The sequence below is a fragment of the Curtobacterium sp. 1310 genome, assembly GCF_017834105.1.
Lineage (GTDB): Bacteria > Actinomycetota > Actinomycetes > Actinomycetales > Microbacteriaceae > Curtobacterium.
In genome coordinates this window covers 136,878-162,948 of record NZ_JAFICY010000005.1, presented here as the reverse complement: position 1 = coordinate 162,948, position 26,071 = coordinate 136,878, and the positions used below count along the sequence as shown (strand labels likewise).

The 26,071-nt window shown below is 72.6% G+C and carries 26 protein-coding genes; 11 read left to right on the top strand and 15 right to left on the bottom strand.

Going from position 1 to position 26,071, the window contains the following annotated elements; all coding sequences use genetic code 11:
- Positions 1 to 113: 113 nt before the first annotated feature.
- A complete protein-coding gene (locus JOD95_RS13415) occupies positions 114 to 1,145 on the bottom strand; it encodes an aldo/keto reductase (protein WP_066656578.1) in 1,032 nt (343 codons plus the stop codon).
- Positions 1,146 to 1,219: 74 nt separating this feature from the next.
- Entirely contained in the window at positions 1,220 to 2,005 is a 786-nt protein-coding gene (locus JOD95_RS13410; protein ID WP_209685433.1) for an alpha/beta fold hydrolase, read from the bottom strand.
- Here JOD95_RS13410 and JOD95_RS13405 point away from each other — a divergent pair.
- The gene (locus JOD95_RS13405; RefSeq protein ID WP_209685431.1) at positions 2,004 to 2,858 is read left to right on the top strand and encodes an NAD(P)H-hydrate epimerase; all 855 of its coding nucleotides are present in this window, start codon (positions 2,004 to 2,006) and stop codon (positions 2,856 to 2,858) included. The genes JOD95_RS13410 and JOD95_RS13405 overlap by 2 nt on opposite strands.
- 45 nt (positions 2,859 to 2,903) lie before the next feature.
- On the opposite strand, the gene JOD95_RS13400 is transcribed toward JOD95_RS13405, so the two are convergent.
- A complete protein-coding gene (locus JOD95_RS13400; RefSeq protein ID WP_209685430.1) occupies positions 2,904 to 3,845 on the bottom strand; it encodes a 2-deoxy-5-keto-D-gluconate 6-phosphate aldolase domain-containing protein in 942 nt (313 codons plus the stop codon).
- 34 nt (positions 3,846 to 3,879) lie between these two features.
- On the bottom strand, positions 3,880 to 5,022 hold the full coding sequence (locus JOD95_RS13395; RefSeq protein ID WP_209685428.1) for a glycerol dehydrogenase: 1,143 nt from the start codon (positions 5,020 to 5,022) through the stop codon (positions 3,880 to 3,882).
- Between the two features lie 102 nt (positions 5,023 to 5,124).
- On the opposite strand from JOD95_RS13395, the gene JOD95_RS13390 reads away from it, so the two are divergent.
- A complete protein-coding gene (locus JOD95_RS13390; RefSeq protein WP_209685426.1) occupies positions 5,125 to 6,018 on the top strand; it encodes a neutral zinc metallopeptidase in 894 nt (297 codons plus the stop codon).
- 114 nt (positions 6,019 to 6,132) lie between these two features.
- Here JOD95_RS13390 and JOD95_RS13385 read toward each other — a convergent pair whose 3' ends face one another.
- On the bottom strand, positions 6,133 to 7,050 hold the full coding sequence (locus JOD95_RS13385; protein WP_066656620.1) for a thioredoxin domain-containing protein: 918 nt from the start codon (positions 7,048 to 7,050) through the stop codon (positions 6,133 to 6,135).
- 254 nt (positions 7,051 to 7,304) lie between these two features.
- On the opposite strand from JOD95_RS13385, the gene JOD95_RS13380 reads away from it, so the two are divergent.
- Positions 7,305 to 8,405: an ABC transporter ATP-binding protein gene (locus tag JOD95_RS13380; protein WP_066656626.1), complete on the top strand. Its 1,101-nt coding sequence runs from the start codon at positions 7,305 to 7,307 to the stop codon at positions 8,403 to 8,405.
- A gap of 140 nt (positions 8,406 to 8,545) precedes the next feature.
- Entirely contained in the window at positions 8,546 to 9,850 is a 1,305-nt protein-coding gene (locus JOD95_RS13375) for a DUF4032 domain-containing protein (protein ID WP_209685424.1), read from the top strand.
- A 96-nt stretch (positions 9,851 to 9,946) separates the two neighbouring features.
- On the opposite strand, the gene rlmB is transcribed toward JOD95_RS13375, so the two are convergent.
- Genes rlmB through JOD95_RS13355 form a run of 4 tightly spaced genes read right to left on the bottom strand, consistent with a single transcriptional unit; the run spans position 9,947 to position 14,152 of the window.
- On the bottom strand, positions 9,947 to 10,957 hold the full coding sequence (rlmB, locus tag JOD95_RS13370; RefSeq protein WP_066656632.1) for a 23S rRNA (guanosine(2251)-2'-O)-methyltransferase RlmB: 1,011 nt from the start codon (positions 10,955 to 10,957) through the stop codon (positions 9,947 to 9,949).
- Positions 10,958 to 10,985: 28 nt separating this feature from the next.
- Entirely contained in the window at positions 10,986 to 12,395 is a 1,410-nt protein-coding gene (gene cysS, locus JOD95_RS13365; protein WP_209685422.1) for a cysteine--tRNA ligase, read from the bottom strand.
- A gap of 53 nt (positions 12,396 to 12,448) precedes the next feature.
- Positions 12,449 to 13,618, bottom strand: coding sequence for a 2-C-methyl-D-erythritol 4-phosphate cytidylyltransferase (ispD, locus tag JOD95_RS13360; protein WP_209685420.1), 1,170 nt, complete (start codon positions 13,616 to 13,618; stop codon positions 12,449 to 12,451).
- Between the two features lie 51 nt (positions 13,619 to 13,669).
- Positions 13,670 to 14,152: a CarD family transcriptional regulator gene (locus JOD95_RS13355; protein WP_017888066.1), complete on the bottom strand. Its 483-nt coding sequence runs from the start codon at positions 14,150 to 14,152 to the stop codon at positions 13,670 to 13,672.
- 91 nt (positions 14,153 to 14,243) lie between these two features.
- Between JOD95_RS13355 and JOD95_RS13350 the strand changes: the two genes are divergently transcribed.
- On the top strand, positions 14,244 to 14,960 hold the full coding sequence (locus tag JOD95_RS13350; protein WP_209685419.1) for a hypothetical protein: 717 nt from the start codon (positions 14,244 to 14,246) through the stop codon (positions 14,958 to 14,960).
- A gap of 97 nt (positions 14,961 to 15,057) precedes the next feature.
- Here the strand turns inward: JOD95_RS13350 and JOD95_RS13345 are convergent, their stop codons facing one another.
- Positions 15,058 to 15,738, bottom strand: a complete 681-nt coding sequence (locus JOD95_RS13345) for a response regulator transcription factor (RefSeq protein WP_066656662.1) — start codon at positions 15,736 to 15,738, stop codon at positions 15,058 to 15,060.
- Positions 15,735 to 16,901 (bottom strand): cell wall metabolism sensor histidine kinase WalK, encoded by a 1,167-nt coding sequence (locus JOD95_RS13340; protein ID WP_066656668.1) that lies wholly within the window; start codon positions 16,899 to 16,901, stop codon positions 15,735 to 15,737. Before JOD95_RS13340 ends, JOD95_RS13345 begins: the two co-directional genes overlap by 4 nt.
- Positions 16,902 to 17,059: 158 nt before the next feature.
- Between JOD95_RS13340 and phoU the strand changes: the two genes are divergently transcribed.
- Both phoU and JOD95_RS13330 read left to right on the top strand, forming a co-directional pair.
- On the top strand, positions 17,060 to 17,731 hold the full coding sequence (phoU, locus tag JOD95_RS13335) for a phosphate signaling complex protein PhoU (RefSeq protein ID WP_066656682.1): 672 nt from the start codon (positions 17,060 to 17,062) through the stop codon (positions 17,729 to 17,731).
- Between the two features lie 117 nt (positions 17,732 to 17,848).
- Entirely contained in the window at positions 17,849 to 18,397 is a 549-nt protein-coding gene (locus tag JOD95_RS13330) for an AAA family ATPase (protein WP_209685417.1), read from the top strand.
- 61 nt (positions 18,398 to 18,458) lie between these two features.
- Here the strand turns inward: JOD95_RS13330 and JOD95_RS13325 are convergent, their stop codons facing one another.
- Entirely contained in the window at positions 18,459 to 19,205 is a 747-nt protein-coding gene (locus JOD95_RS13325; protein WP_066656688.1) for a phosphoglyceromutase, read from the bottom strand.
- 45 nt (positions 19,206 to 19,250) lie between these two features.
- Between JOD95_RS13325 and JOD95_RS13320 the strand changes: the two genes are divergently transcribed.
- Positions 19,251 to 20,024, top strand: coding sequence for a class I SAM-dependent methyltransferase (locus JOD95_RS13320; protein ID WP_209685415.1), 774 nt, complete (start codon positions 19,251 to 19,253; stop codon positions 20,022 to 20,024).
- A 104-nt stretch (positions 20,025 to 20,128) separates the two neighbouring features.
- On the opposite strand, the gene JOD95_RS13315 is transcribed toward JOD95_RS13320, so the two are convergent.
- From JOD95_RS13315 to JOD95_RS13305, 3 genes are all read right to left on the bottom strand, one after another.
- On the bottom strand, positions 20,129 to 21,196 hold the full coding sequence (locus JOD95_RS13315) for a folate-binding protein YgfZ (RefSeq protein WP_209685414.1): 1,068 nt from the start codon (positions 21,194 to 21,196) through the stop codon (positions 20,129 to 20,131).
- Positions 21,196 to 21,798, bottom strand: a complete 603-nt coding sequence (locus JOD95_RS13310) for an FABP family protein (RefSeq protein WP_066656691.1) — start codon at positions 21,796 to 21,798, stop codon at positions 21,196 to 21,198. The genes JOD95_RS13315 and JOD95_RS13310 overlap by 1 nt, the downstream gene beginning before the upstream one ends.
- 180 nt (positions 21,799 to 21,978) lie before the next feature.
- The gene (locus tag JOD95_RS13305) at positions 21,979 to 22,260 is read right to left on the bottom strand and encodes a hypothetical protein (protein ID WP_209685412.1); all 282 of its coding nucleotides are present in this window, start codon (positions 22,258 to 22,260) and stop codon (positions 21,979 to 21,981) included.
- A gap of 118 nt (positions 22,261 to 22,378) precedes the next feature.
- Here JOD95_RS13305 and JOD95_RS13300 point away from each other — a divergent pair, with 118 nt between their 5' ends.
- The 3 genes from JOD95_RS13300 to JOD95_RS13290 are packed head-to-tail and all read left to right on the top strand — an operon-like array spanning position 22,379 to position 25,989.
- The gene (locus tag JOD95_RS13300) at positions 22,379 to 23,062 is read left to right on the top strand and encodes a response regulator transcription factor (protein ID WP_066656694.1); all 684 of its coding nucleotides are present in this window, start codon (positions 22,379 to 22,381) and stop codon (positions 23,060 to 23,062) included.
- On the top strand, positions 23,062 to 23,904 hold the full coding sequence (mshD, locus tag JOD95_RS13295) for a mycothiol synthase (protein ID WP_307810452.1): 843 nt from the start codon (positions 23,062 to 23,064) through the stop codon (positions 23,902 to 23,904). Before JOD95_RS13300 ends, mshD begins: the two co-directional genes overlap by 1 nt.
- Positions 23,905 to 23,952: 48 nt before the next feature.
- Positions 23,953 to 25,989: a serine/threonine-protein kinase gene (locus JOD95_RS13290; protein WP_209685410.1), complete on the top strand. Its 2,037-nt coding sequence runs from the start codon at positions 23,953 to 23,955 to the stop codon at positions 25,987 to 25,989.
- Positions 25,990 to 26,071 lie beyond the last annotated feature (82 nt).

The following is a 26,071-nucleotide window of genomic DNA, read 5'->3' as shown; positions in this document are numbered from 1 at the left end:
GGATGTGCAGGAACCGGCCGGTCGGACTGCGTCCCCGCTGTGTGCGCGCCGGGCGGATGCCCGACGCGCACGGCCGTGCTCCGCGTCCGACCGCGATCAGTGTCCGACCGCGGTCAGCGTCCGCCCGTGATGCGGCGCTCGCGCTGGGCGACGCCGGCGGTGCCGTAGGGGTAGTCGTCGACCCGCGGGGCACTCGCGTCCGTCAGGGCCTGCAGCTCGTCGTCGGTGAGCACGAGGTCGGCCGCGCCGAGGTTGTCCTCGAGCTGCGAGACCGTCCGGGCGCCGAGGATGACGCTCGTCACCGCGGGCCGCGCGAGCAGCCAGGCGAGGGCGACCTGCGACTTCGAGGCACCGTGCGCGTCGGCGACCGCGGAGACCGCGTCGAGCACCTTCCACGTGCGCTCGTCGCCGTTGCGGGCCTCCCACGCCTCCATGCCGCGCTGCGGGTTCTCGCCGAGACGTGTCGAGCCCGTCGGAGCCTCGTCGCGCTGGTACTTCCCGGAGAGCCAGCCGCCGGCCAGGGGCGACCACGGGAGCAGACCGATGCCGGCGTCCAGGCACGCGGGCACGACCTCGTGCTCGATGTCCCGCACGAGCAGGTTGTACTGCGGCTGCAGCGTCACCGGCGGTGCCCAGCCGTGGGCCTTCGCCTCGTACACGGCCTTCGTCACCTGGTAGCCGAGGTAGTTCGAGAACCCGTAGGTGCCGATCTTGCCGGCGGACACGGCGTCGTCGAGGAAGCGCAGGGTCTCCTCGATCGGCGTCAGGGCGTCCCACGCGTGCATCTGGTAGAGGTCGATGTGCTCCACACCGAGCCGCTCGAGCGAGGCGTCGAGCGCGACGCGCAGGTGACGGCGGGACAGGCCGAGGTCGTTCGGGCCGTCACCCTGGGGGAACCGGCCCTTCGTCGCGAGGACGACCTGCTGCGCCTCGGTCGGGTGGGCGGCGAGCCACCGGCCGATGATGCGCTCGGACTCGTTGCCGGAGTACACGTCCGCGGTGTCGACGAGCGTGCCGCCCGCTGCGACGAACGTGTCGAGGATCTGGTGGGAGGTGGGTTCGTCGGCCTCACTGCCGAACGTCATGGTGCCGAGGGTCAGCGTCGACACCGATGTCCCGCTGTTGCCGAGGAGTCTGTAGTCCATGGCCGGGACGCTACGCCCGGTCTCCTCCGCCAGCGGGGACCTGCCAGTACCCGTCAGGGGTGCCCACCGCCCCCTCAGCGTCCCTCGGACAGGAAGGCGATCGCACGCTCACGGAAGTCGCGCGACGTGGGGGCGTTGAAGTGGTTCCGACGCGGGATCTCGAAGAACGACGCGTCCGGCGCCGCCTCGGCCAACCGCACGGCGCTGTCCCGGATCCCGTCCTCGCTGCCCGCCGCCATCAGGATCGGCTGCGCGGGGGCGTTCTCCGGCGTCGGCTCGACGCTGTTCCGCATCCCCTCGACCATCGCGACGAGCGCGCGGAGGTCGTTCCCCTCGACGTTCGCCGCCATCTGCAGGTACCCGTTCGTCACCCGGTCCTCGACCGGGGTGCCGTCGGCGATGTACGCCTTCGCCTGGTCGACCGCCACGCGGCGCATCGGGTCGGCGTCCGGGATCCCGCCGAGGACGGCCCGCGAGATCCGGTCCGGGATCTGCTCGGCGGTGTGCCAGCCGACACGGGCGCCGAGCGAGTACCCGAGGAACGCGACGTCGTCGAGCAGGTAGGTGTCGACGACCGTGGTGACGTCGGCGACGAGCAGGTCCATCGAGTACGCGGACGGGTCGTGCGGCTTCGACGAGGCACCGTGCCCGCGCTGGTCGAGCGCGACGACGCGGTACCCCGCTCGGACGAGGTCACGGGTCCACCCCGAGGCGTGCCAGTTCAGGACGGCGCCGGAGGCGAAGCCGTGCACGGCCACCACGACGGGGGCGTCCGGCTCGCCGAAGTCGTACGTCGCGAGCTTCAGGCCGTCCGGGGACATCACGGCACGGGGACGGGGCGCTTCGGGGACGAGTGACATGGCGCGACCAGGCTACCGGGGCATGGTGGTGGCCATGGACGGCTACGGCGGCGATCAGGTCCGGGCGGCGGAGCGGCCGCACCTCGAGGCGGGCGAACCCCTCATGCAGCGCGCGGCGGCGGGGCTGGCCCGCATCGTCGGCGAGCTGCTCGACGACCCGGCGGTCCGCCCGCAGGACGGCCCGGGGTCGGTCCTGCTGCTGGTGGGCAGCGGCGACAACGGCGGTGACGCCCTGTTCGCGGGCGCGCACCTGGCGTCGGACGGGAGGCACGTGACGGTGCTGCGCGTCGGCGCACGTGTCCACGAGGCGGGCCTGGCAGCGGCGCTGGACGCCGGGTCGCGCCTCGCCCCACCGGCACGGCCGGACCGCCGCTGGCGCGTCGCTCCGGAACCGGCGGCGTGGGCCCCGGACGGCCCGACGGACCCTGACGACGCCGGTGCGGCCGACGTCCTGCGGGCCGCCGCGACCCCGGACGCCGAGCGCCTGGCGGCGGTCGCCGCCGAGGCCGCCGCGGGAGCCGACCTCGTGCTCGACGGCATCCTCGGCATCGGTGCCGGCGGCGGCACCCCCTTGCGCTCCCCCGCGCGGCAGGTCGTCGACGCGATCCGCGAGCTCGCCCGCGACCAGCGCGCCCCGTTCGTCGTCGCCGTCGACGTGCCGAGCGGCATCGACGTCGACACCGGCGCGGTGGCCGACGACCACGTGCTCCACGCCGACGTCACCGTGACCTTCGGCGGGGTCAAGGCGGGCCTGCTCACCGGCCCCGGGGCGACGCTCGCCGGGCGGATCGAGCTCGTCGACGTCGGCATCGGAGCGGACCTGGCGACGATGGAGCCGCTCGTCCGCACCTGACGCCGGTCCGCGCCCGACACCGACCCGGCGTCGGCGGGAACGGGATCAGGCCGCGCCGGCGTCCACCCCGTCGACGACGTCGGGACGCGCCTCGAGCCACGTGTCGACGAAGTGCCGGTAGTTGGCGGCGATCACCTGCTCGGCCGCCTCGTGGTCGAGCCCCTGCTGCACGACGTCGTCGAGCGCGTCCTCCCAGTTGCTCCGCCCGATGGCGAAGCCGACGAAGCCGTCGACGGGCGCTGCGACGCGCAGCCACCGGTCGAGCTGGTCCTCGGGGGCGTCGCGGCCCAGCACGATGCACTGCACGTGGTCCCGACCTCCGGCGCGCACGGCGGCGACGACGCGCTCGGCGTCCTCGGTGCGGTCGAGGCCCTCGAGCTTCCACACGTCCGGCTCGACCCCGTGCTCCTGCAGGTACCCGATGGTCTCGACGACGAGTCCCGGGCGGACGTCGCGGTCGTAGTCGTCCGCCTGCGCCTGCTGGTCGTCGGTGCCCGGGACGAGGAGCTCGACCAGGAACGCGCGGTCGGCGTCGTGCAGGGCGCGGGAGACCTCGGCGAGCCGCTCGGCCTGCGCCTGCCGGTCACCGGCGTCGAACGCGGGGTTGTCGCGGACCAGGACCTTCACGAAGTCGGGGTCGAACGAGTCCACGTGCGCGAGCCAGTCGTCGCCGTACTCGAGCTCGAACCAGTCGCGGCCGGACCGCTCGATCGGCATCGCGAGCTGCAGCCCGGCCTCGCGGTCGAGCCGGGCGACGTCGTCGCCGTAGCGCTCGTCGACGAGCACGCCGGTGCGTGCACGGGAGGCCCCTGCGGCGAGCGCGGTGAGCACACCGCGGTACACGAGCTGCTTGCCGGCACGGACGCGCTGGGCGTCGGCCTCGTCCGCGGGCTCGCCGGACTCGTCGCCGTAGGTGTGCTCCAGGAGCGAGGACCGCTGGTCCATCGCGAGGAGGAAGAGGGGGTGCTGTTCATCGAGGTCGGCCATGCCGCCATGCTGCTCGCACCCCCTCCGGCCACGCTCAGTGGGCGCGGTACAGTTCCGGCTCCGGCAGTCCGTGGGCGGCACGGATGCTGCGCGAGATGCCCTCGATCGCCACGAGCGCGTCGACCACGGCCTCGGCGGTCACGGGGAACGGCATGTTGTGGATCGTCTCGCTCTCCACGGTGGCGGCCTCGGCGACGGCCCGGAGCACGTCCCGGTCGTCGACGGTCAGCCCGATCTCGGTCAGGGTGTTCGGCAGTCCGACCCTCGTCGTGAAGACGACGAAGTCCTCGATCTCGTCGGCGGGCGCCCCCTCGAGCACGAGCTGCGCGATCGTCCCGACGTTGACCTTCTGCCCGTGCGCGAGGCCGTGCGCCTGCGGGGCCGCGGTCAGGCCGTTGTGGATCGCGTGCGCCGCGGCGAGGCCACCGGACTCGAAGCCGAGCCCGGAGAGCAGGGTGTTCGCCTCGACGACCTTCTCGAGCGCGGGCGTGACGACCTTCGCCTTCACGGACTCGATCGCCTGGAGCGCGTTGTCGTGCAGGAGCTCCCACGACAGCTCCGCGAGCGCGACACCGGTCTCGGTCTGCAGCCCGCCGGCCATGGTGTCGGCGTTCGCGCGCTTCGCGGCACGGGCCTCGACCCAGGTCGCGAGGGCGTCGCCGATGCCCGCGACGAGGAACTGCACGGGGGCGTTCGCGACGAGCTTCGTGTCGATGAGCACGAGGTCCGGGTTGTGCGGGAAGAAGCGGTACTCGACGAACTCCCCCTCCTCCGAGTAGACGACCGCGAGCGCGGAGGTCGGGGCGTCGGTGCTGGCGGCGGTCGGCACGCTCGCCCAGCGGATCCCGGCGAGGTGCCCGGAGGCCTTCGCGGCGTCGATCGCGGACCCGCCGCCGAGGCCGACGACCACGTCGGAGTCCGTCTCGCGGATCTTCGCGGTGAGGTCGTCGATCGCCTGCGGGGTGGCGAAGCGTCCGAAGCCGACCCGCTCGACCGGCAGCCCGGCGGCGTCGAAGCTCGTGCGGACGGCGTCCTCGACGATGCCCCACACCACGTCGTCGGCGACGAGCAGCGGACGCTTCCCGATCGGCGCGACGAACTCCCCGACGCGGGTGATCGCGTCCTTGCCCTGCACGTAGCGGGCGGGGCTCATGACGGTGCTGATCGGAGTGGCCATGGTGCTGCTTCCTTCCGGGTGGATCGTGCTGTTGTACGACAGGTGTCGGCGGTGCCGACGCACCGGACGCTACGCGGGCCGGCTGCGGGTACGGTCGGCGGCATGACGTTCAACGAGGACTCGCAGCTCAGCGGCGGGAAGGTGAAGCGCCGCGGGCGGACGGCGGCGATCGGTGGTGGCGGCGTCGGTGTCGCGGCGATCGTGGTGTTCCTCATCGCGCAGTTCACCGGGGTCGACCTGAGCGGCATCGTCGGCGACGGTAGTGGCACCACCCAGATCCAGCAGCAGGACGAGACGGTGCAGCCCGCCGAGGAGTGCCGCACCGGCCGCGACGCGAACCAGCGGGTCGAGTGCCGCATGGAGGGCGCGGCCGAGTCGCTCGACGCCTACTGGACGAGCGAGGCCGCCGACCTCGGGATCTCGTACACGACGCCGGGCTTCGTGCTCTTCGACGGGTCGACGGACACCGGTTGCGGCCAGGCCTCGGCGGCGACCGGCCCGTTCTACTGCCCGCCGGACCGCTCGATATTCCTCGACACGGCGTTCTACGACGACCTGCAGTCCCGGTACGGCTCGTCCGGCGGTCCGCTCGCCCAGATGTACGTCGTCGCGCACGAGTGGGGCCACCACGTGCAGCAGCTCGAGGGCACCTTCGCCGACACCGACCGCTCCGGCACCGGCGCGTCCTCGGGGAGTGTCCGCGTCGAACTGCAGGCGGACTGCTACGCGGGCTCCTGGGTGGGCTCGGCCGCGACCACCCGCGACGCGAACGGCGAGACGTTCTTCGAACCCGTCACCCGGGCGCAGATCGCCGACGCGCTGTCCGCCGCGAGCGCCGTCGGCGACGACAGCATCCAGGAACGGGCCACGGGTCGCGTCGACCCCGACTCGTTCACGCACGGGTCCAGCGCCCAGCGCCAGGCGTGGTTCACGCGGGGCTACGAGCGCGGGGCCACCGCCTGCGACACGTTCAGCGTGCCGGGCTCCCAGCTCTGATCCGCGGGCCGCGGACGCACGCTCGGGTCACGAGCCGCCCCCGGACGCACGGGAGGCTCCCCACCGATCCGGTGGGGAGCCTCCCGTCCGTCGGTCTGCCGACCGGTCGCGACGTCAGCCGGCGGACGCGCTCGCGGAGGGGGTCGGGGTCGCGGTGGGCGACGGCGTCGCGTCCGACGCCCCGGCCGCCGACACCACGAAGGTGCGGAAGTCGTCGTTGGTGATCGGCGCGGTGAGCTCGTACTGCTTGCCGTTCACGAGCACCAGGGGCGGCCCGGGGAACTCGTCGAGCGACGAACCGGGGATGTCGCCGCCGGTCACGTCGGCCGTGCGCTCGTCGACCCACTTGGCGTAGGTCTGGTCCTGGATGCAGTCGCGGATCGCAGCCGCGTCCTGCACGCCGTCGACCCCGGTGACGAGCCGCTCGAGCTGCGCGTCGGTGAGGCCGGAGGTGCCCTGGTCGGGCTGCCGCGCGAAGAGCGCCTGGTTCACGGCGTAGAACTGGTCGGGCGACCGGTCCGCGACGCAGGCCGCGGCGTTCGCGGCGCGCAGCGAGTACTTCGTGCCCTGCGACCGGTTCGTCAGCACGGCGACCGGGTGGATGTCGACCGTCGCGGCGCCGGAGTCGACCAGGCTCGCGATGTACTCGCTGTTGGCGTCCTCGAACTGCGCGCAGGTGTCGCAGAGGTAGTCGACGTACATGGTGATCCGCACCGGGTCGGACGCGTCGGTCGCGTCGGGCGTCGGGGACGACGAGGACGCCCCGACCGGGCGCAGGCCCTCGCCGATGGTGATGCCGCCCTGCGACATCGTGGACGGTCCGGGGCCGGCGGGCTTCACCGAGTCGACCAGCACCAGCGTGACGACCGCCACCGCGGCGAGGAGCACGACCCCGAGCCCGATCTGCAGTCCCAGGCGTGTGCCGCGCTGCCGGCGCTTCTGCTGGGTCCGTGCTCGCTGGGCCCGCTGCCGTGCGGCCTCTCGTCGTTCGTTGCGCGCGGCGCGTGCGTCACCCTCGGGGCGGTTGGTCATGCGTCGTTGGTCCTCACGTTGCTCCTGACGTCCGCACGGCCTCGCCTTCCCCCGTACGCCGGACGGACCCGCCGATCGTAGTGGTCCTTCCTGGGACCAGCCAACCAGGTCGGACCGGACACTGGCGCTGGCGGGGGAACTCGTGTTGTATGAGCACCGATGGTCGACGACGACCATCCGGGGCCCCCACGGGCAACCGCTTCACAACGGATCGTCCGGCACGTACCTGCCGGTGAAGGAAGGATCGAACGCTCATGGCGTCCGTCACCTACGACAAGGCAACCCGTCTCTACCCCGGAGGCACCCGCCCCGCGGTCGACTCCCTCGACCTGGACGTCGCCGACGGCGAGTTCCTCGTCCTCGTCGGCCCCTCGGGCTGCGGCAAGTCCACCTCCCTGCGCATGCTCGCCGGCCTCGAAGAGGTCAACTCCGGCGCCATCCGCATCGGCGAGCGCGACGTCACCGACGTCCCGCCGAAGGACCGCGACATCGCGATGGTGTTCCAGAACTACGCGCTGTACCCGCACATGACCGTCGCCGAGAACATGGGCTTCGCGCTCAAGATCGCCGGTGTCGGGAAGGAGGAGCGCGCCACCCGCGTGCAGGAGGCCGCGAAGCTCCTCGACCTCGAGCAGTACCTCGGCCGCAAGCCGAAGGCGCTCTCGGGTGGTCAGCGTCAGCGCGTCGCGATGGGCCGCGCCATCGTCCGTCAGCCGCAGGTGTTCCTCATGGACGAGCCGCTGTCGAACCTCGACGCCAAGCTCCGCGTGCAGACCCGCACGCAGATCGCGTCGCTGCAGCGTCGCCTCGGCGTCACCACGGTCTACGTCACGCACGACCAGACCGAGGCCCTGACCATGGGTGACCGCATCGCGGTGCTCAAGGACGGCATCCTGCAGCAGGTCGGCTCCCCGCGCGACCTGTACGAGAAGCCGAACAACGTCTTCGTCGCCGGCTTCATCGGTTCGCCGGCCATGAACCTGCTGCCGGCCGACGTCATCGAGGGCGGCATCAAGTTCGGCACGCTGAACCACCCGCTCGACCGCGACACCCTGTCGAACGCGCGCTCCGGCAACATCACCGTCGGCATCCGCCCCGAGGACGTCGTCGTGTCGACCTCGGGCGAGGGCCTGCCGGTGACGGTCGACGTCGTCGAGGAGCTCGGCGCCGACGGCTACCTCTACGGCCACGCCGACGTGAACGGCCAGCGCACCGACATCGTCGCCCGTGTCGACGGGCGTTCGCACCCGTCGATCGGCGACACGATCGTCATCACGCCGAAGCAGGGCCACGTGCACGCCTTCGACACCGAGTCGGGCGAGCGCCTCGACGACAAGGCAGTCGTCAGCGCGTAGTCTGCGCAGTTCCCCCGGGAGCCCGCGCCCGCCTCACCAGGGCGGGCGCGGGCTCCCGCTGTTCCACCCACCGGACGCCGTGCGCGTGGTGCCGCCGCCACGAGCCCGACGTCCGGTGCCGCGCCCTCCAGGAGCCAACCGTGCCCGACTCCCTCGCCATCACCGCCGCCACCGTCGACCCCGGCCTGCTCGACCTGCCGTGGGACCTGCCGCTCGAGGACTGGCCCGACGACGTCATCGTCGCCCTGCCGAAGGGCATCTCGCGGCACCTCGTGCGCTTCGTGCACCTGAGCGGGTACGTCGCGGCCGTCAAGGAGACCGGGGAGGAGGTCGCGCGGGCCGAGTACGAGATGCTCCGGACCCTGCAGCGCATGGACGTGCCGTGCGTCGACCCGGTCGCGGTGATCACGAACCGGGCCGACGCCGACGGCGAGCCCCTGCACCCGGTGCTCGTGACCCGACACCTGCGCTTCTCGCTGCCGTACCGCGCGTTGTACTCGCAGACCCTGCGACCCGAGACCGCCACGCGCCTGGTCGACGCCCTCGCGCTGCTGCTCGTGCGCCTGCACGTCATCGGCTTCTACTGGGGCGACGTCTCGCTGTCGAACACCCTGTTCCGCCGCGACGCGGGTGCCTTCGCCGCGTACCTCGTGGACGCCGAGACCGGGAAGCTCTACCCGGGCGGCCTCTCCAACGGCCAGCGCGAGAACGACCTCGAGGTGGCCCGGGTCAACATCGCCGGCGAGCTCCTCGACCTCGAGGCCGGCGGGCGCCTCGACGAGAACGCCGACCCCGTGGACGTGTCGAACCGGATCGTCGCGCAGTACCGGACGCTCTGGAAGGAGCTGACCGGCACCGAGCAGTTCGACGTCAAGGAGCGCTGGCGCATCAACGACCGGGTCGAGCGTCTGAACGCCCTCGGGTTCGACATCGAGGAGCTCTCGATCCACACCACCGAGGGCGGCTCGCAGGTGCGGATCCAGCCGAAGGTCGTCGACGCCGGACACCACCAGAGGCGTCTGCTCCGGCTGACCGGGCTCGACGCCGGCGAGAACCAGGCGCGGCGGCTGCTCAACGACCTCGACGCCTACCGGGCGCGGAACGGGCGGGACCAGCTCGACGAGGAGATGGTGGCGCACGAGTGGGTGTCCCGGGTGTTCGAGCCGGTGATCCGCTCGATCCCGCGTGACCTGCGCGGACGTCTGGAGCCCGCCGAGGTCTTCCACGAGCTGCTCGAGCACCGCTGGTTCATGTCCCAGGAGGAAGAGCGTTCGGTCTCCCTGCCCGAGGCCACGACGGCGTACATCAACGACGTGCTGCGACACCGCCGCGACGAGCGGCTGCTCATCAACCCGCCGACGTCGTCCATGACGCTGCCGATCCCCGTCGTCGAGGACGACACGGCAGACGAGGACGACGTCGAGGACTGGCGCGCGACGGTGTAGCCGGACGGACTGGAGGCCCGGTGCCGGTCTCGTGGACCGGCACCGGGCCTCCAGGTGGTCGGGTGGCTGCGTGCTGCGCCACCGCGCAGCGCGCGCCTACTCGGCGCGACGGCGCCGAGCGACCTCCCACAGGGTGACGCTCGCGGCGATGCCCGCGTTGAGCGACTCGGTGGCGCTGGAGATCGGGATCGAGACGATCGCGTCGCAGGTCTCGGTGACCAGGCGGGACAGACCCTTGCCCTCGGACCCGACGACGATCACGATCGGCCGGTCGGCGAGCTCGAGAGCGTCGAGCTCCACGTCCCCGTCGCCGTCGAGACCGAGCACGAAGAGCCCCATCGACTTCAGCGACTTGAGCGTCTGCGTCAGGTTCGGCGCCATCGCGACGGGCGTGCGCGCAGCGGCACCGGCACTCGTCTTCCACGCCGACGCCGTGACGCCGACCGAGCGGCGCTGCGGCACGATGACGCCGTGGCCACCGAAGGCCGCGGTCGAGCGGATGATCGCGCCGAGGTTCCGCGGGTCGGTGATGCCGTCGAGGGCGACCATGAGCGGGACCTGGTCGCGGGAGAACGCGCGCTCGGCGAGGTCCTCGGCGACGGCGTACTCGTACGCCGGGACCTTCAGCGCGACACCCTGGTGCACGCTGTCGTGGCCCGTGATGCGGTCGAGCTCCGGCCGCATGATCTCCATGATCGGGACGCCGCGGTGGTTGGCGAGCGCCAGGATCTCCTTGACGCGGTCGTCGACCTCGATGCGGGCGGCGATGTACAGCGTCGTCGACGGGGTCTTCGTGCGCAGGGCCTCGAGCACGGAGTTGCGCCCGGTCACGAGCTCGGAGTCGTCGCTCTTGCGCTGCGGCGGCCGACCGGTGCGCTGCTGCGGCGAGCTCGACGCACCGTGACGGCCGCGGGCAGCGTCGAGCCGGTCCTTCGCCGCCTTGCGCTTGCCGGCGGGGTGGTACGGCCGGTCCTCGGCCTTCGGCGTGGGCTTGCGCCCCTCGAGCGCCTGCGCGCCCTGGCCGCCGGAGCCGACCTGCTTGTTGCCCTTGCGGCCGGAGCGGACGGCGCCGGGCCGGCCCTTCTTGCTCCCCGAGACGTTCTTCATTGCTCTCTCCTGTCCGGCACGGCCGTTGTCAGGCGATGCTCCAGCGTGTTCCTGCTGCGGTGTCCTCGATGGTGATCCCCGCGGCTGCGAGGTCGTCCCGCACCCGGTCCGCCGTGGCGAAGTCGCGTGCCGCACGGGCATCGGCGCGCTCCTGCACGAGGCGGTCGACGAGCGCGGCGAGCGGTGCGGCCGAGACGTCCTGCGCACCACCGGACCAGTGGGCCGCTCGCGGGTCGATGCCGAGGACCTCGACCATGGCGGCCACCTGATGGTACGCGACCCCGAGCGCTTCCGCATCGTCGGCGTCGAGCGCGGCGTTCCCGGCGCGGACCGTCTCGTGCAGCACGGCCAGTGCCTGCGGCACCGCGAGGTCGTCGTCCATCGCGGCCGCGAACGCGTCGGGCACGGCCGGGGCGTCGCGGAGCGGGACCCCCTCGAGCCGGGGTTCCGCGCGGGCCAGGAACCCCTCGATCCGGTCGTAGGCGGCCTCGGCCTCGGCCAGCGAGCCGTCGTGGTGGTCGATCGAGGACCGGTAGTGCGCCGCGCCGAGGAAGTACCGGACCACGACCGGACGGGCGGACGCGAGGAAGTCGGCGGCGAAGATCGAGTTCCCGAGGGACTTCGACATCTTCTGCCCCTCGACCGTCACCAGGCCGTTGTGCAGCCAGTACGACGCGAACGGGTCGCCGGCCGCGGTCGACTGCGCGAGCTCGTTCTCGTGGTGCGGGAAGCGCAGGTCGAGGCCGCCGCCGTGGATGTCGAACGCCGGGCCGAGGTAGCGCCGCGACATCGCCGAGCACTCGATGTGCCAGCCCGGGCGGCCCGGCCCCCACGGGGAGTCCCAGGTCGCCGTCGTCGGCTCGCCCGGCTTGGCACCCTTCCAGAGCGCGAAGTCCCGCGGATCGCGCTTGCCGCGGGGGTCGGCGTCGGTGGCCTCGACCATGTCCTCGCGTCGCTGGCGCGTCAGGGCGCCGTAGGACTCCCAGCTGCCGGTGTCGAAGTACACGTCGCCCGTGCCGTCGGCGGCGGCGTACGCGTACCCGCGCTCGATCAGCCGCTCGATGATCTCGTGCATCTGCGGCACGCTCGCGGTCGCCCGCGGCTCGTACGTCGGGGCGAGGATCCCGAGGGCGTCGTACGCGGCGGTGAACTCCCGCTCGACGCGGTACGCCCGGGCGAACCACTGCTCGTCGGTGCCCGCGGCCAGGTCGAGCACCTTGTCGTCGATGTCGGTGACGTTCCGCACGAGGGTCACCCGGTACCCGCGGTACGTCAGCCACCGGCGCCACACGTCGTAGACCAGTGCCGAGCGCAGGTGCCCGATGTGCGGCGACGACTGCACCGTCGGCCCGCACACGTACATGCTCACCTGTCCGTCGACCAGCGGGACGAGGTCGACGACGGCTGCGGCGCGGGAGTCGTACAGGCGAACGGTCACGCCCCAAGCCTAGGACGTCGGACGCGCCGGGTGACGGAGGGGGTCGGCAGCGGTCAGCGCGGCCGGACGACGGCGGTCGCGATCGCCGCGAGCCCCTCCCCGCGCCCGGTCAGGCCGAGGCCGTCCGTCGTCGTGCCGGAGACCGCGACGGGAGCACCGACGACCGCGGCCAGGGCGGCCTGCATCTCGTCGCGTCGGGCACCGATGCGGGGACGGTTCCCGATCACCTGGACCGTGACCGAGGTCGGCGCGAGACCGGCCGAGCGCAGGAGCTCGACGGCCCCGCGGACGAAGACGTCACCGGTGGCCCCGGCGTAGCGCGGGTCGGAGGTGCCGAAGCGCCCGCCGATGTCACCGAGGCCGCCCGCCGACAGCAGTGCGTCGCAGACCGCGTGGGCGACCGCGTCGCCGTCGCTGTGCCCGGAGAGCCCCGGTTCGCCGGGGAAGTCGAGCAGCCCGACCCGGCACGGCGACGCGGCGTCGAAGGCGTGCACGTCGACCCCGAGGCCCACGCGGACGTCGGGCGCCGCGGCTGCCGCACCGGTGCGGGAGGCCACGAGCGCCTCGGCCCGCGCGAGGTCCCACCGCGTGGTGATCTTGAACGCGTCGGCGTCTCCCGGCACCGTGCGGACCGTTCCCCCGGCCGCCCGGAACACACCCGCGTCGTCGGTCTCGGAGCGCTCGGCGCCCGCGTAGGCGGCCCGGAGTGCGGCGAGCGGGAAGACCTGCGGCGTCTGCACCCCGACGAGCGCCGACCGGTCGACGGTCTCGACCACGACGTCCGCGTCGACACGCTTGACCGTGTCCGTGACGGGCAGGGCCGGGACGACGCCGTCACCGGTCGCGCCTGCACGGTCGAACACGGCGTCGAACTGCGCCGCCGGCGTCAGGCAGCGGGCGGCGTCGTGGACACCGACCCACTCGATGCCGTGCGGCAGGGCGTCGAGGCCCGCCTGGACCGAGGCGTGGCGGTCAGCACCGCCCGCGACGACCACGGTGAGGTCGACCGCGTGTCCGGCGGTCGCCGCGACCAGGGCGCGGCACTCGTCGAGCCGGGCTGCGGGTGCCACGACCACGAGGACGGTCGGCTCGGCCAGGGTGAGCACGGTGCGCAGGGCGCGGGTGAGCATCGGCTCGCCCGCGACCGGGACGAACGCCTTCGCGTCCCCGATGCCCAACCGCGTGCCGGAACCGGCTGCGACGACGACGACCGCCCTGCTCACCCGATCGGGGAGCAGGGCGGTCGTCGTCGTGTCGTCCAGCGGCGGTCCGCGCTACGAGGCGAGGACCTCGTCGAGGACGGTCGATGCCTTGTCCTCGTCGGTCTTCTCGGCCAGGGCGAGCTCGGAGATCAGGATCTGCCGGGCCTTGGCCAGCATCCGCTTCTCACCCGCGGAGAGCCCGCGGTCCTGGTCGCGGCGCCAGAGGTCGCGCACGACCTCGGAGACCTTGATGACGTCACCGGACGCCAGCTTCTCCAGGTTCGCCTTGTACCGGCGCGACCAGTTCGTGGGCTCTTCCGTGAAGGGCGCCCGCAGGACCTCGAAGACCTTGTCGAGGCCTTCCTTGCCGATGACGTCACGGACGCCGACCAGGTCGACGTTGTCCGCCGGCACCTCGATCGTCAGGTCACCCTGCGTGACACGCAGCTTCAGGTAGACCTTTTCCTCGCCCTTGATGACGCGCGTCTTGACTTCAGAGATGGTTGCCGCCCCGTGGTGGGGGTAGACGACGGTCTCGCCGACCTCGAATTGCATGTATCAGGCTCCGTTCCCAGGACCCCCAGTTTACCACAAGCACCTTTCGGGTAAGGGGCCTGGGCGGCCCGCACCCCCGACGATCGGTAGGATGGACGCGGACCGCCTGGTCCACATCGTGATCTTCCGGAGGAATCTCTTGCGAGCTCGGGTACTCGTGTCCGTCGCCGTTGCGGCATCCATCGCGCTCGGCGCCACCGGCTGCGAGTTCATGTCGCCCGCGCACACCAAGGAGATCAAGCAGATCACCGACGGCGTGAACGTCAGCACCGGCTCGATCGACATCCGGAACGCGCTGCTCATCTCCGACGGCGGCGAGGACGCGCGCTTCGTCGGGAGCTTCATCAACACGGGGTCGAAGGACGTCACCATGAGCGTCGAGGTCGGCGGCGTGACCCAGACGGTCGAGATCCCGGCGAACTCGCACGTCGATCCCGCCGTCCCGGCCGGCCCCTCGAGCGAGGCCGAGTCCAGCGTCCAGTCCGGCGCCGAGACGCAGGGCACGCGCTCCGCCGGCCAGCCGGAGCTCGTCTTCTCGGGTGCCGACGCCGTCCCCGGCTCGCTCGTCAAGACGTACTTCTCGTACTCGGGCGCCGAGGGTGTCTCGGCCAACGTCCCGGTGCTCACCAGCGCCCTCGAGGAGTACCAGACCCTCGCCCCGACGACGTCCCCGTCGGCCACCCCGTCGAGCACGGAGACCTCGCCGTCGGAGAGCGGCTCCGAGCCCACCGGCGACGCCACGGCTCCGGGCACCCAGTCGGGCGACTCGCAGACCGACTCGTCCGAGGGCGACAGCGGCACGAACTGACCGCCGCGCGCCGGACGGGCGCGACGACCTGACGCAACGCACCGGAGGCCCGGTGCCGGTTCCGAGAACCGGCACCGGGCCTCCCGTGCGTCGCCGGTCAGCCCTCGATCCGGTACCCCAGACCGCGCACCGTCACCAGGACCTCCGGGGCGCTCGGCACACGCTCGATCTTCGACCGGATGCGCTTGATGTGCACGTCGAGCGTCTTCGTGTCCCCGAAGTAGTCCGACCCCCACACGCGGTCGATGAGCTGCCCGCGGGTGAGCACGCGTCCGGCGTTCCGGAGCAGGAGTTCGAGCAGCTCGAACTCCTTGAGGGGCATCGGCGTCTCCGCCCCGTCGACCGTCACGGTGTGCCGCTCGACGTCCATCCGGATCCCGCCGACCTGCAGGATGCCGCTGTCGCCCGGGTCGTCCTCGGTGCGCCGACGCAGCACCGCCCGGAGCCGGGCCAGGAGCTCCCGGGTCGAGTACGGCTTCGTCACGTAGTCGTCGGCGCCGAGCTCGAGCCCGACGACGATGTCCACCTCGGAGTCCTTCGCGGTGAGCATGATGATCGGCACGTTCGAGCGCGTCCGGACCTGCCGGCAGACCTCGGTGCCGCTCAGCCCGGGCAGCATGAGGTCGAGCAGGATCAGGTCGGGGTTCTCGGTGTCGAACTTCGACAGCGCGGTCACGCCGTCCGCGGCGACGGCGGTCTCGTACCCCTCGCGCTGCAGGAGGAACTCCAGGGGCTCGCTCAGGGCCGGCTCGTCGTCGACGATGAGGATCTTGGTCACGATGACTGCTCTTCCAGTTGCTCTTCGAGTGCGGTGGTGAGTTCGGGATCCGCCTCGGGCAGGCGGATCGTGAAGGTCGAGCCCTTGCCGGGCTGCGACCAGACGCGGACGTCGCCGCCGTGGTTGCCGACGACGTGCTTGACGATGGCGAGCCCGAGACCGGTGCCGCCGGTCGCCCGCGACCGTGCGGGGTCGACGCGGTAGAAGCGCTCGAACACGCGGTCGAGATCGGCCTCCGGGATGCCGACGCCCTGGTCGGTCACCGCGATCTCGACGAAGCCCTTGGTCGAGCGGACGCCGACGCCCACACGGGTGTGGTCCGGGGAGTACTTGACCGCGTTGGCGATGAGGTTCGACACCGCGACCTGCAGCAGCCCCGGGTCGCCCATGACCCGCAGCTTCGACCGCTTGGCCCGCACGATCTCGATCTCCCGGGCGCGGGCGACGACCTCGTTCGCGTCGACCGCCGCCTGCACGATCTTGTCGACCGACGTCTCCTCGCTGTTCTCGAGGGTGTCGACCGACTGCAGCCGCGACAGCTCGATGATGTCCTTCGTCAGGGCCCCGAGCCGCTCGGACTCGGTGATGAGCTGCCCGGCGAACCGCTTCACGTGGTCCGGGTCGTCGGCGGCGACGACGAGGGTCTCGGCGAGCAGGCCGATCGCCCCGATGGGGGTCTTCAGCTCGTGCGAGATGTTCGCCACGAAGTCGCGTCGGACCTCGTCGATGCGGCGGCTCTCGGTCAGGTCGTCGGCCGTGACGAGCACGTAGCGGTTGCCGAGCTGCGCCGCCCGGAAGCTCAGGTAGCCGACCAGTTCCCCGCTGCGCCCGCGGGGCAGCTCGAGGTCCTCCGACCCCATCTCCCCGCTCCTGCGCACCTGGTCCACCAGGGCGACGAGCTCGGCGTGCACGAGCTTCCGCCGCACGACGAGCCCGACGGTCAGTGCCTGCGGCGACGCGGCGACGACCGTGTTCGAGGGGTCGACGACCACGGCCGGGTTGTGCATCGTGGCGATGACCGCGGCGACGCCGTCGGGCAGCGTCCGTTCCGCGACGTCGGCTGCCCGGGCCGTGCGCTCCGCCGTGATGACCAGCACCACGACCCCTGCGCCGAAGACCCCGCCGAGGAGCATCGACAGTGGCACGAGCCACGCGTTGTCCATGCCGCCAGTGTAGGGATCGTCACGCGGGGTTCCGACGCCGTTCACCCCGCTTCCGCGCAGTCGAGGCCCCGGATCGTGAGGTGTTCAGCCGCAGGTCACCGTTCGTTCACCTGGGCTGACGACACTCGTCCGGTACGCATCAGAGAGGCACATCCCCCATGCGCGAAGTCTTCCAGCAGGAGCTCCAGGACGTCCAGGAGCGTCTGACCGAGATCGCCGGACTCGTCGAGTCCGCCATCACCCGTGCGACGCAGGCGTTCAGCGAGTCCGACGTCGCCCTCGCCGAGGAGGTGATCGCCGACGACGCCATGATCGACCACGCGGCGAACAGCCTCGACGAGATCGCGATCGACATCCTCGCGCGGCAGGCGCCGGTCGCCCGTGACCTCCGCGTCGTCGTGACCGCGCTGCGCGTCAGCTCGTCGCTCGAGCGCATGGGCGACATGGCCGAGCACATCGCGCAGCTCGCCCGCCAGCGCTTCCCCGAGAAGGTCGTGCCGAAGGGCCTGCGCGGCACCTTCAAGCAGATGGGCGCGCACGACGTGCAGATGGCCCAGAAGCTCACGCGCCTGCTCGCGACCGAGGACATCGCCCTGGCCGCGGAGATCCGCGACGAGGACGACGCCGTCGACGAGCTGCACGCGAGCGTGTTCGACTTCGTGCTCGGCGAGACCTGGAAGGGGAACCCGATCGACACGGTCGACGCGACCCTGGCCTCGCGCTACCACGAGCGCTTCGCGGACCACGCGGTGTCCATCGCCAAGAAGGTCGAGTACCTGGCGACCGGCGACTGGACCGGCGCCGCGTCGGTGACGGCCTCCCCCGCCTGACGGGTTCTCCCGTTCCGCAAGACGCAACCTCGGCGGTTGCTCGCAGTGCTGTACCGCTGCGAGCAACCGCCTTCGTTGCGTTTTGCGAAGGCGTGGCGGGGACGGGAGGATCGTGGCATGGCTCAGGTCGCGATCGTCGTCAACGGGATGCCCGGTTCGGGCAAGAGCACGGTGGGCGCCGCCCTGGCCGAGGTGCTCGGCTGTCCCTTCCTGTCGAAGGACCGCATCAAGGAACCCCTGGCCGACGTGGTCGGTCCGATGATCGGCTCGCGCGAGCTCGGCGGCATCGCGATGGACACGATGTGGTCGATGGCGCAGGCCGTCGAGAACGGGGTCGTCCTCGACGCCGTCTGGCTGCCGTCCCGTGACCGCGACCGTCTGGAGGCCGGACTCGCCTCCGCCGGCTCACCGCGCGCCGTCGAGGTGTTCTGCCAGGTCGACCGGGTCACCGCCGCGGACCGGCTGCGCGACCGGTACGAGCCCGGCACACTGCCCGGCCGGCACGAGGTGCACGGGGACCTGGCGGAGATCCTGGCCTTCTGGGACGAGCACGGCGACGCGGCCGCACCGATCGGGCTGCCGGGCGTCCCCGTCGTGCGGGTCGACACCGGTCGCCCCTACGACGTCGGGGCGCTCGTGCAGGAGATCGCCGACCACTTCGTCTGAGGTCCGCCGCGGGTGCACGAACGCCCCGCCGGTGTCCGGCGGGGCGTTCGTCGTGCTGGTGCTACTTCTTGGCGCCCTGCGCGGCGACCGCGGCGGCACCGGCAGCGGCGGCCTCCGGGTCGAGGTAGTACGAGGGCTTCGTCGGACGGAAGTCGTCGTCGAGCTCGTACACGAGGGGGATGCCCGTCGGGATGTTGAGGCCCGCGATGTCGTCGTCGGAGATGCCGTCGAGGTGCTTCACGAGGGCGCGGAGCGAGTTGCCGTGCGCGGTGACCAGGACGGTCTTCCCCTCGCCCAGGTCCTTCGTGATGTCGGACTCCCAGTACGGCAGCAGCCGGTCGATGACGAGCTTCAGCGACTCGGTGCGGGGCAGCTGGTCGCCGAGGTCGGCGTAGCGGCGGTCCCCGGCCTGCGACCACTCGGCGTCGTCCGCGATGGGGGGCGGCGGCACGTCGAACGAGCGACGCCACTCCATGAACTGCTGCTCGCCGTACTGCTCGAGCGTCTGGGCCTTGTCCTTGCCCTGCAGGTCTCCGTAGTGGCGCTCGTTGAGGCGCCAGTCGCGCTTCACCGGCAGCCAGGCCAGGTCGGCCTCGAGCAGGGCGATGTCGGCGGTCTGGATCGCGCGGGTCAGCAGCGACGTGTAGAGGACGTCGGGGACGATGCCCGACTCGGCGATGAGGGTGCCGGCACGCTTCGCCTCCTTCTCGCCGAGCTCGGAGAGCCGGACGTCGACCCAACCGGTGAACAGGTTCTTCTGGTTCCAGTCACTGTTGCCGTGACGCAGCAGGACGAGCGTGGAGGTCATGCGTCCGAGTCTACCGAGCGGGTGCGCCTCGGTACCCTGGGGTCCATGCCCATCGGGAACGTCACGCGCGGGACCACCGGGTACAACCGGCTCCGTCGTGTCGACCGCTGGATCGCCGCGCTCCCCGTCCTTCGCCGGACGGACGACCCGCTCGTGGCCGACGTCGGGTACGGCGCCCGACCGACGACGACCCTGGAGCTCCGCGACCGGCTGGCCCGGGTCCGACCCGACGTCGAGGTCACCGGCATCGAGATCGAGCCGTCGCGCGTGGCGCTGGCGAACGCGGGCACCCGTGACGGGGTGACGTTCCGGCTCGGCGGCTTCGAGACGCCGACGCCCGGTGGCCGCCGTCCCGCCGTGATCCGCGCGTTCAACGTCCTGCGGCAGTACGACGAGTCCGCCGTCGTCGACTCGTGGCGGATCATGCAGGACCGCCTGCAGCCCGGCGGGACACTCGTCGAGGGCACCTGCAACGAGGTCGGCCGCGTGGCGTCCTGGGTCACGCTCGACGAGCACGAGCCGCACACGTTCACGGTGTCCCTGCGCGTCGCCGACCTCGAGCTGCCGAGCATCGTGGCGGAGCGACTGCCGAAGGCCCTGATCCACCGCAACGTCCCCGGGGAGCGGGTGCACGCGTTCCTGCTCGACCTCGATCGTGCGTGGGCGGTCGCCGCTCCGCTCGGCACGTACGGCCCCCGCCAGCGGTGGATCGCGACGGTGCACGGCATGCGCGACCGGGGCTGGCCGGTGCTGCACGGGGTGACGCGCTGGCGTCTCGGCGAGCTCAGCGTCCCGTGGTCGGCCGTCGCTCCCGCCTGAGCGGCCGCCGCGCCACGAGACTCGCCCAGGCGGACACGTCCACGGTCGTGCGGGCGCGAACACGTCCGCGGGGCCGAGTCTCGCCGGACCGCGTCCCGCGACGACTACGAGCGGCGCACGGCTCCGAGCCGGGGCAGGCGCGGGACGTTCGCCGTCGCGCCGGCCTCCGGCGGGACGATCGTCTCCTGCGCGGCAGTGACCACGACGTCGTCGACGGTCAGGGTCAGCGTCACGGCGGGGTCGAGCGAGCGCTTCACGACCGCGAGCCCGACCGGCCCGAGCTCGTGGTGGAGCGCCGACGCGGTGAGCCGCCCGACGTCCTTGCCGTCGAGCTCGACCGCGGTGCCCGGCGCGGGCAGCACGCCGTCCGAGCCGTCCAGGTGCAGCATCACCACGCGGCGCGGCGGGTGCCCGAGGTTGTGCACCTTGGCGACGGTCTCCTGCCCGCGGTAGCAACCCTTCGACAGGTGCACGGCGGAGCGGAGCCAGTCGAGCTCGTGCGGGATCGTCCGCTCGTCGACGTCCGCGAGCGAGGGCCGCCACGCGGCGATGCGCAGGGCCTCGAACGCGAGCAGCCCCGCGACCGGCGTGTCCGACGCTGCCAGCGCAGCCACGGCGTCCGGGGTGACCACGTCGATGCGGAGGGTCCAGTCGGAGGCAGGATGGGCCTCCGGGGCGGCGTAGCCCCATCCGCCGGGCGTGACCGACGACCACGGGTCGACCCACTCGACGACCACGCCGTCGGGCGCTGCCGAACCCGCGAAGCGGCCGAGCGTGACGAGGTCGGCCGACCGGTCGGTGACCTCGACGCGGAGCATGAAGCGCATCGAGTCGAGCCAGGCCGCGAGCGGTGCGGCGTCCGCGGGCTCGGTGAGGAGCCAGGTGAGCTCGCCGTCGTCGACCACCCGTGCGGCGTGCTCGACGCGGCCGGACTGGTCGAGGACGAGCGTCTCGGTGCTGACGCCGGGCTCGAGCCCGGTGAGCAGCTGCGAGGTGATCGAGTTGAGCCAGGACAGGCGGTCCGGACCACTGACCGTGACGACCCCGAGGCCGAGCTCGACGACCGCGCGACCGGAGGCGAGCGCCCGCTGCTCACCGACGGGGCTGCCGAAGTGGGCGGCAGGACCGGCCTCGGTCGCGACGAAACCGTCGCGCCCGCTGAAGGCGGACATCAGTCGACCTTCGCGAGCTGCCCCGAGGCGTGCGAGGTGAGCTGCTGCCCGAGCGCAGCGATGTCCCACGCCCAGAAGAGCTTGCCCTCGACCAACCCGTACAGGCGGGTCGCGGCCGAGTAGTCCTTCGCGTTCGGCGAGCGCATCACGGCGTCGGTGGCCAGGTCGATCCGGCCCTTCCTGACGCGGCCGACGTAGAGCTCGTTGACCCCGGTCGGGTGGATGATCGCGGCCTCGACGTCGAAGCCGTCGGTCGTGTTCCGGAGCGCCTCGACGCTCTCCACCGTGCTGAACGGCGCGGGGCCGTCGCCCATGAGCATCGCGGGACCGCGGTCACCGGGCTCGTTCGGCCGGTCGATGCGCCAGTAACCCATCTCGGCGGCGAGCGGCGTGTGGTCGTCGTCGAGCAGCCACGTCGTCGAGGAGTAGTTGAGGTACGGCAGGCCGTCGTGGCTGAAGCTCACGCGCTGGCCGAACTCGTACTTGCGGGGCTCGTCCTCGTCGCCCACGGGGTACTCGACGACGCCCGTGCCCTCCCAGACACCGACGAGCCAGGACAGCGGGACGAGTTCGGGCGCCAGACCCTCGGGCAGTTCGATCAACGCTGACCCTTGAACAGCTTCACGACGACGACGACCGAGATGAACGCGATCGCGAGCGACGCCAGGCCGAGGAGGCCCACGTAGAACAGCTCGAGCGCAAGCAGCGAATCCATGCCGCGAGTCTACGCGGGACGCCTGACGGCGCCAGGGGGCGTGCCGCGCGGTCGCAGGTCGCGCGGCTCAGCGCGCCAGCAGCACCACGGCCGTGACGAGCACGACGACGAAGGCGCCGGAGGACGCGGTGCTGATCCGCTCGACCAGCCCGTCCTTGGTCGCGGTGATGAGCTGCAGCACGAAGCTCACGAGCACGCAGAGCACGAAGACGAGCAGGAGCCAGGCGAACGAGTCCTTCTGCGTCAGGGTCAGCACGAGCACCGCACCGACCACGGCGAGGACCCAGACCGGCAGCACGGAGGTGAGCCGCAGGCGGCGCTGGTCGAGGGGCGGGACGGGCTCGGTCACGCGTTCCATCATGACAGGGCCTCGCCGACCGGGACGCCCGACCGACCGGCCGGTCGGCGGGCCTCTTCCGACACATCACTAGGATGGTTCCACGACGTCCCCTCGTTCTGGAGGTCCTGTGGCCCAGCTCCTGGTACTCACCTCAGCCGCGCCCGGCGACGTCCTGCCGAGTCTCGGTCTGCTGAGCCACCGGATCCGCCACGTCCCGGCCGAGGCCGCCCAGCTGGTCAACGCCCCGCAGAGCGACCTGATGTTCGTGGACGCCCGCCTCGACCTCGTGAGCGCCAAGGCGCTGTGCAAGATCCTCGCGACGAGCGGCTCGACGACGCCGGTCATCCTCGTCGTGACCGAGGGCGGGCTCACCGCGGTGAACAGCGAGTGGAACGTCGACGACGTCGTGCTCGAGAGCGCCGGGCCCGCCGAGGTCGACGCGCGCATCCGCCTCACCACGGGACGCGCCGCCAAGAACCCGTCGGGCTCGAAGATCCAGGCCTCCGGGGTCGTCATCGACGAGGCGAGCTACTCGGCGAAGGTGCGGGGCCGGCCGCTCGACCTCACCTTCAAGGAGTTCGAGCTCCTGCGCTTCTTCGCGTCGCACCCATCGCGCGTCTTCACCCGCGAGCAGCTCCTCAGCGAGGTCTGGGGCTACGACTACTTCGGCGGCACCCGCACGGTCGACGTGCACGTGCGACGGCTCCGCGCCAAGCTCGGCGATCTCGAGTCGCTCATCGGCACGGTCCGCAACGTCGGCTACCGCTTCAACGTGCACGACGACGAGGCCGACCGGCTGGCGGCCCAGTAGTGCTCGCCGTCGTCGAGATGCTCGCCGCCGCCGCGACCGCCGCGGGAGAGGCCCCGCCGTTCTCCGACCAGACCCTGGTCGACGTGCGCGCCGGCCGTGCCGCGGTGGTCGGGGACGAACGTGGGGTCGCCGTGGTCCGGGACGGCGAGCTGGAACTCGTCGTCGCCCCGGAGGCCCGTGGCCAGGGCGTCGGGTCGGCACTCGTCGCGCAGGTGCTCACCCCGGGCGCCGGGGGCGCGACGGCGGCCTCGGACGTTCCGCGCCTCGCGTGGGCGCACGGGGACCACCCGGGCGCCCGCGCCCTCGCCGACCGGTACGGCTGGACTCCGGTACGGACCATGCTGCAGCTCCGGGCGACGGTGTCGGACGAACCCACCGGGGCCGATGTCCCCGACGGGTACCGGCTCGACGCCTTCCGCCCGGGCGACCCCGAGGACGAGGACGCCTGGCTGACCCTCAACGCCGCGGCCTTCGCGCACCACCCCGAGCAGGGCCGGATGACGCTCGAGGACCTGCGCGCCCGCGAGGCCGAGCCGTGGTTCTCCGGCGACGACCTGCTGCTCCTGCGCGACGACTCCGGCGCGCTCGCGGGATCGTGCTGGCTCAAGGTCGAGGACGGCGTCGGCGAGTTCTACGCGGTCGCGGTCCGGCCGGACCTGCAGGGGCGTCGGCTCGGCGGGGTCCTGATGCGCGCGGGCTCGGCCCGGCTGGCCGGTCGCGGACTGACCGCGTCTGCGCTCTACGTCGAGGGCGACAACGAGCCCGCGCTCGCGCTCTACCGCCGGTCCGGCTTCACGCAGCACGCGATCGACGTGCAGTACGCCGCAGGGTCCGGCCGGTAACATGACGCGAGGTCGACGAGGGGTCGACCGGGGGCAGTCGGGGGCAACGTGACGGAGCAGGGTCGGGCGCAGTACGGCCGCGGCGAACCGCTCGGTGCGTCGTACCGGCTGGTCGACCTGCTCGGCACCGGCGCGACCGGCGAGGTCTGGCGCACCGAGCACACCGCGACCGGGGAGCACGTCGCCGCCAAGCTGCTGCGCGCCGAGCTCGCCGCCGACCCGGCCGTGGTCGAGCGGTTCGTCCGCGAACGCACCGTGCTGCTCGGCCTGCAGCACCCGTCGATCGTCCGGGTGCGCGACCTCGTCGTCGAGGGCGACCGACTCGCGATCGTCATGGACCTGGTCGGTGGGGGCTCCGCCCGCGACCTGCTCACCGACGCCGGGACGCTGCCGCCCCGGGACGCCCTGACGATCACCGCCGAGACGCTCGACGCCCTCGCCGCCGCGCACGGGCAGGACGTCACCCATCGCGACGTCAAGCCCGACAACGTGCTGCTCGCGTCCCCGTGGGCACCCGGCGCCACGGGCGACGTCCGGGTGTCGGACTTCGGGATCGCGTCCGTCATGGCCGACCGGCAGCGCACCACGACCGGGCTGCTCGGCACGCCGCAGTACATGGCCCCCGAGTCGATCAGCCAGGGGCGCTCGGGCCCCGCGGCCGACGTGTACGGCGCCGGGGTGATGCTCTACGAACTGCTCGCCGGACGCACCCCCTTCGCCGGACCGGGCACCGACTTCGCCGTCGCCTACCGCCACGTCACCTCGGACCCGCCGCAGCTCGACGTCCCCGCGTCGCTGTGGACGGCGGTGTCGACGATGCTCGCCAAGGACCCGGCCGCACGGCCCGCGGCCGCCGACGCCGCGGCCACCCTGCGCCGCCTCGCCCGACAGCTGGCCGACGCCCCGGCGTTGGCCCCGGCTGCCGAGCCGGAGTCCTTCGCCGAGGTCGAGCGGCCCGCCACCGTGGTGCGCGGACTCCGGCCCGGCGGCGGTACCGCGCCCGACGGTCCCCCAGCCGACGGCTCCGGCCCGTCACCTGCTGCGGAGGACGCCGGACCGGTGCCCGAACTCGGGCAGGCGGGCTCGCAGACGGTCTTCCGGCCGCTCGCACGCCCTCCGGTCGCCGCCGCTCGCGAACCCGAGGCCCCGGCGCGCGGCCGGTGGCAGCGCCCGGACTGGCTCACGAACCGCATGCTCGGGCTCGGTGCCCTCGGCGTGGTGCTCGTCGCCGCACTCGTCGTCGGCGGGGTCGTCTGGCTCCCCGGCGCCCTGGGCGGCAAGGACACCCCGAGTGCGGCCCGCACGGCGCAGGCCGCGAGCGCCTACCAGCAGGACCGTCCGCTGCCCACCGGACTCTCGACGACCCGCAAGGCGACCGTCGACCCGCAGGCCGGCACGGTGGACCTGTCGATCACGTACGCCGCCCAGTCCGCGACGCTCCGCGGCCCGCTGCTCGAGGTGGTGCCCGGGGTCGGAGCGCGGTCCGAGTGTCCCGCGGTGACGTGGACCGGCGACGAGGTGAGCGGTGCCCGGAACCAACCGTCGCTGACCGGCGTCGACGTCCGCTGCGGCTGGACGCTCTCCGACGTGGTGGTCCCGGCGGGCGAGGACCTGACCGTGCAGGCGACCGTGCGGCTGTCCGACGTGCCCGACCAGGCCGGGCTCCAGGAGTGGCTCGACGCGGCGGGCAGCGCGACCACGACGGCCGTCACCGACCAGGCCGTGACCGGGACCTCGTACCCCGTGCAGCGACTGCAGGGCGTCGAGGTCCGCACGCCCGACCGCACGGTCAGCCAGACCACGCTGCCCGTGACGCTCGTACCGGTGTGGCCGAGCGGTGCCGACGAACTGAACCCCCTCTACCGCAGCCCCTCGACCGGGAAGCCGTCGGAGATGCTCACCGACGTCGCCGGCGGGGAGGCCGGGGTGCGCTTCGCCGACGGGTGCTCGGGTGCGCTGGCCGTGTCCTCGGACGGCCTCGTCGTGACCGCACTGTCCGTCGCGCCGTCCTGCACCGTCCGCGCGACGGTGGGCAACTTCACGGACCTCGAGAGCTCGCCCTTCGGCATCACCACCCGCGACTGACCGGCGTCCGCCGTCGCGGGACGTGACGTGGGTCACGCCGGGAGGCGCGCGGCGGGCGTGCACCGCGACTCCCGGTCGCGGA

Coding starts and splice junctions, on each gene's coding strand:
- JOD95_RS13415 (WP_066656578.1), bottom strand. CDS start 1,145: ATGGACTACAGACTCCTCGGCAACAGCGGGACATCGGTGTCGACGCTG.
- JOD95_RS13405 (WP_209685431.1), top strand. CDS start 2,004: ATGGCGCGACCAGGCTACCGGGGCATGGTGGTGGCCATGGACGGCTAC.
- JOD95_RS13410 (WP_209685433.1), bottom strand. CDS start 2,005: ATGTCACTCGTCCCCGAAGCGCCCCGTCCCCGTGCCGTGATGTCCCCG.
- JOD95_RS13400 (WP_209685430.1), bottom strand. CDS start 3,845: ATGGCCGACCTCGATGAACAGCACCCCCTCTTCCTCCTCGCGATGGAC.
- JOD95_RS13395 (WP_209685428.1), bottom strand. CDS start 5,022: ATGGCCACTCCGATCAGCACCGTCATGAGCCCCGCCCGCTACGTGCAG.
- JOD95_RS13390 (WP_209685426.1), top strand. CDS start 5,125: ATGACGTTCAACGAGGACTCGCAGCTCAGCGGCGGGAAGGTGAAGCGC.
- JOD95_RS13385 (WP_066656620.1), bottom strand. CDS start 7,050: ATGACCAACCGCCCCGAGGGTGACGCACGCGCCGCGCGCAACGAACGA.
- JOD95_RS13380 (WP_066656626.1), top strand. CDS start 7,305: ATGGCGTCCGTCACCTACGACAAGGCAACCCGTCTCTACCCCGGAGGC.
- rlmB (WP_066656632.1), bottom strand. CDS start 10,957: ATGAAGAACGTCTCGGGGAGCAAGAAGGGCCGGCCCGGCGCCGTCCGC.
- JOD95_RS13355 (WP_017888066.1), bottom strand. CDS start 14,152: ATGCAATTCGAGGTCGGCGAGACCGTCGTCTACCCCCACCACGGGGCG.
- JOD95_RS13350 (WP_209685419.1), top strand. CDS start 14,244: ATGGACGCGGACCGCCTGGTCCACATCGTGATCTTCCGGAGGAATCTC.
- JOD95_RS13340 (WP_066656668.1), bottom strand. CDS start 16,901: ATGGACAACGCGTGGCTCGTGCCACTGTCGATGCTCCTCGGCGGGGTC.
- phoU (WP_066656682.1), top strand. CDS start 17,060: ATGCGCGAAGTCTTCCAGCAGGAGCTCCAGGACGTCCAGGAGCGTCTG.
- JOD95_RS13330 (WP_209685417.1), top strand. CDS start 17,849: ATGGCTCAGGTCGCGATCGTCGTCAACGGGATGCCCGGTTCGGGCAAG.
- JOD95_RS13325 (WP_066656688.1), bottom strand. CDS start 19,205: ATGACCTCCACGCTCGTCCTGCTGCGTCACGGCAACAGTGACTGGAAC.
- JOD95_RS13320 (WP_209685415.1), top strand. CDS start 19,251: ATGCCCATCGGGAACGTCACGCGCGGGACCACCGGGTACAACCGGCTC.
- JOD95_RS13315 (WP_209685414.1), bottom strand. CDS start 21,196: ATGTCCGCCTTCAGCGGGCGCGACGGTTTCGTCGCGACCGAGGCCGGT.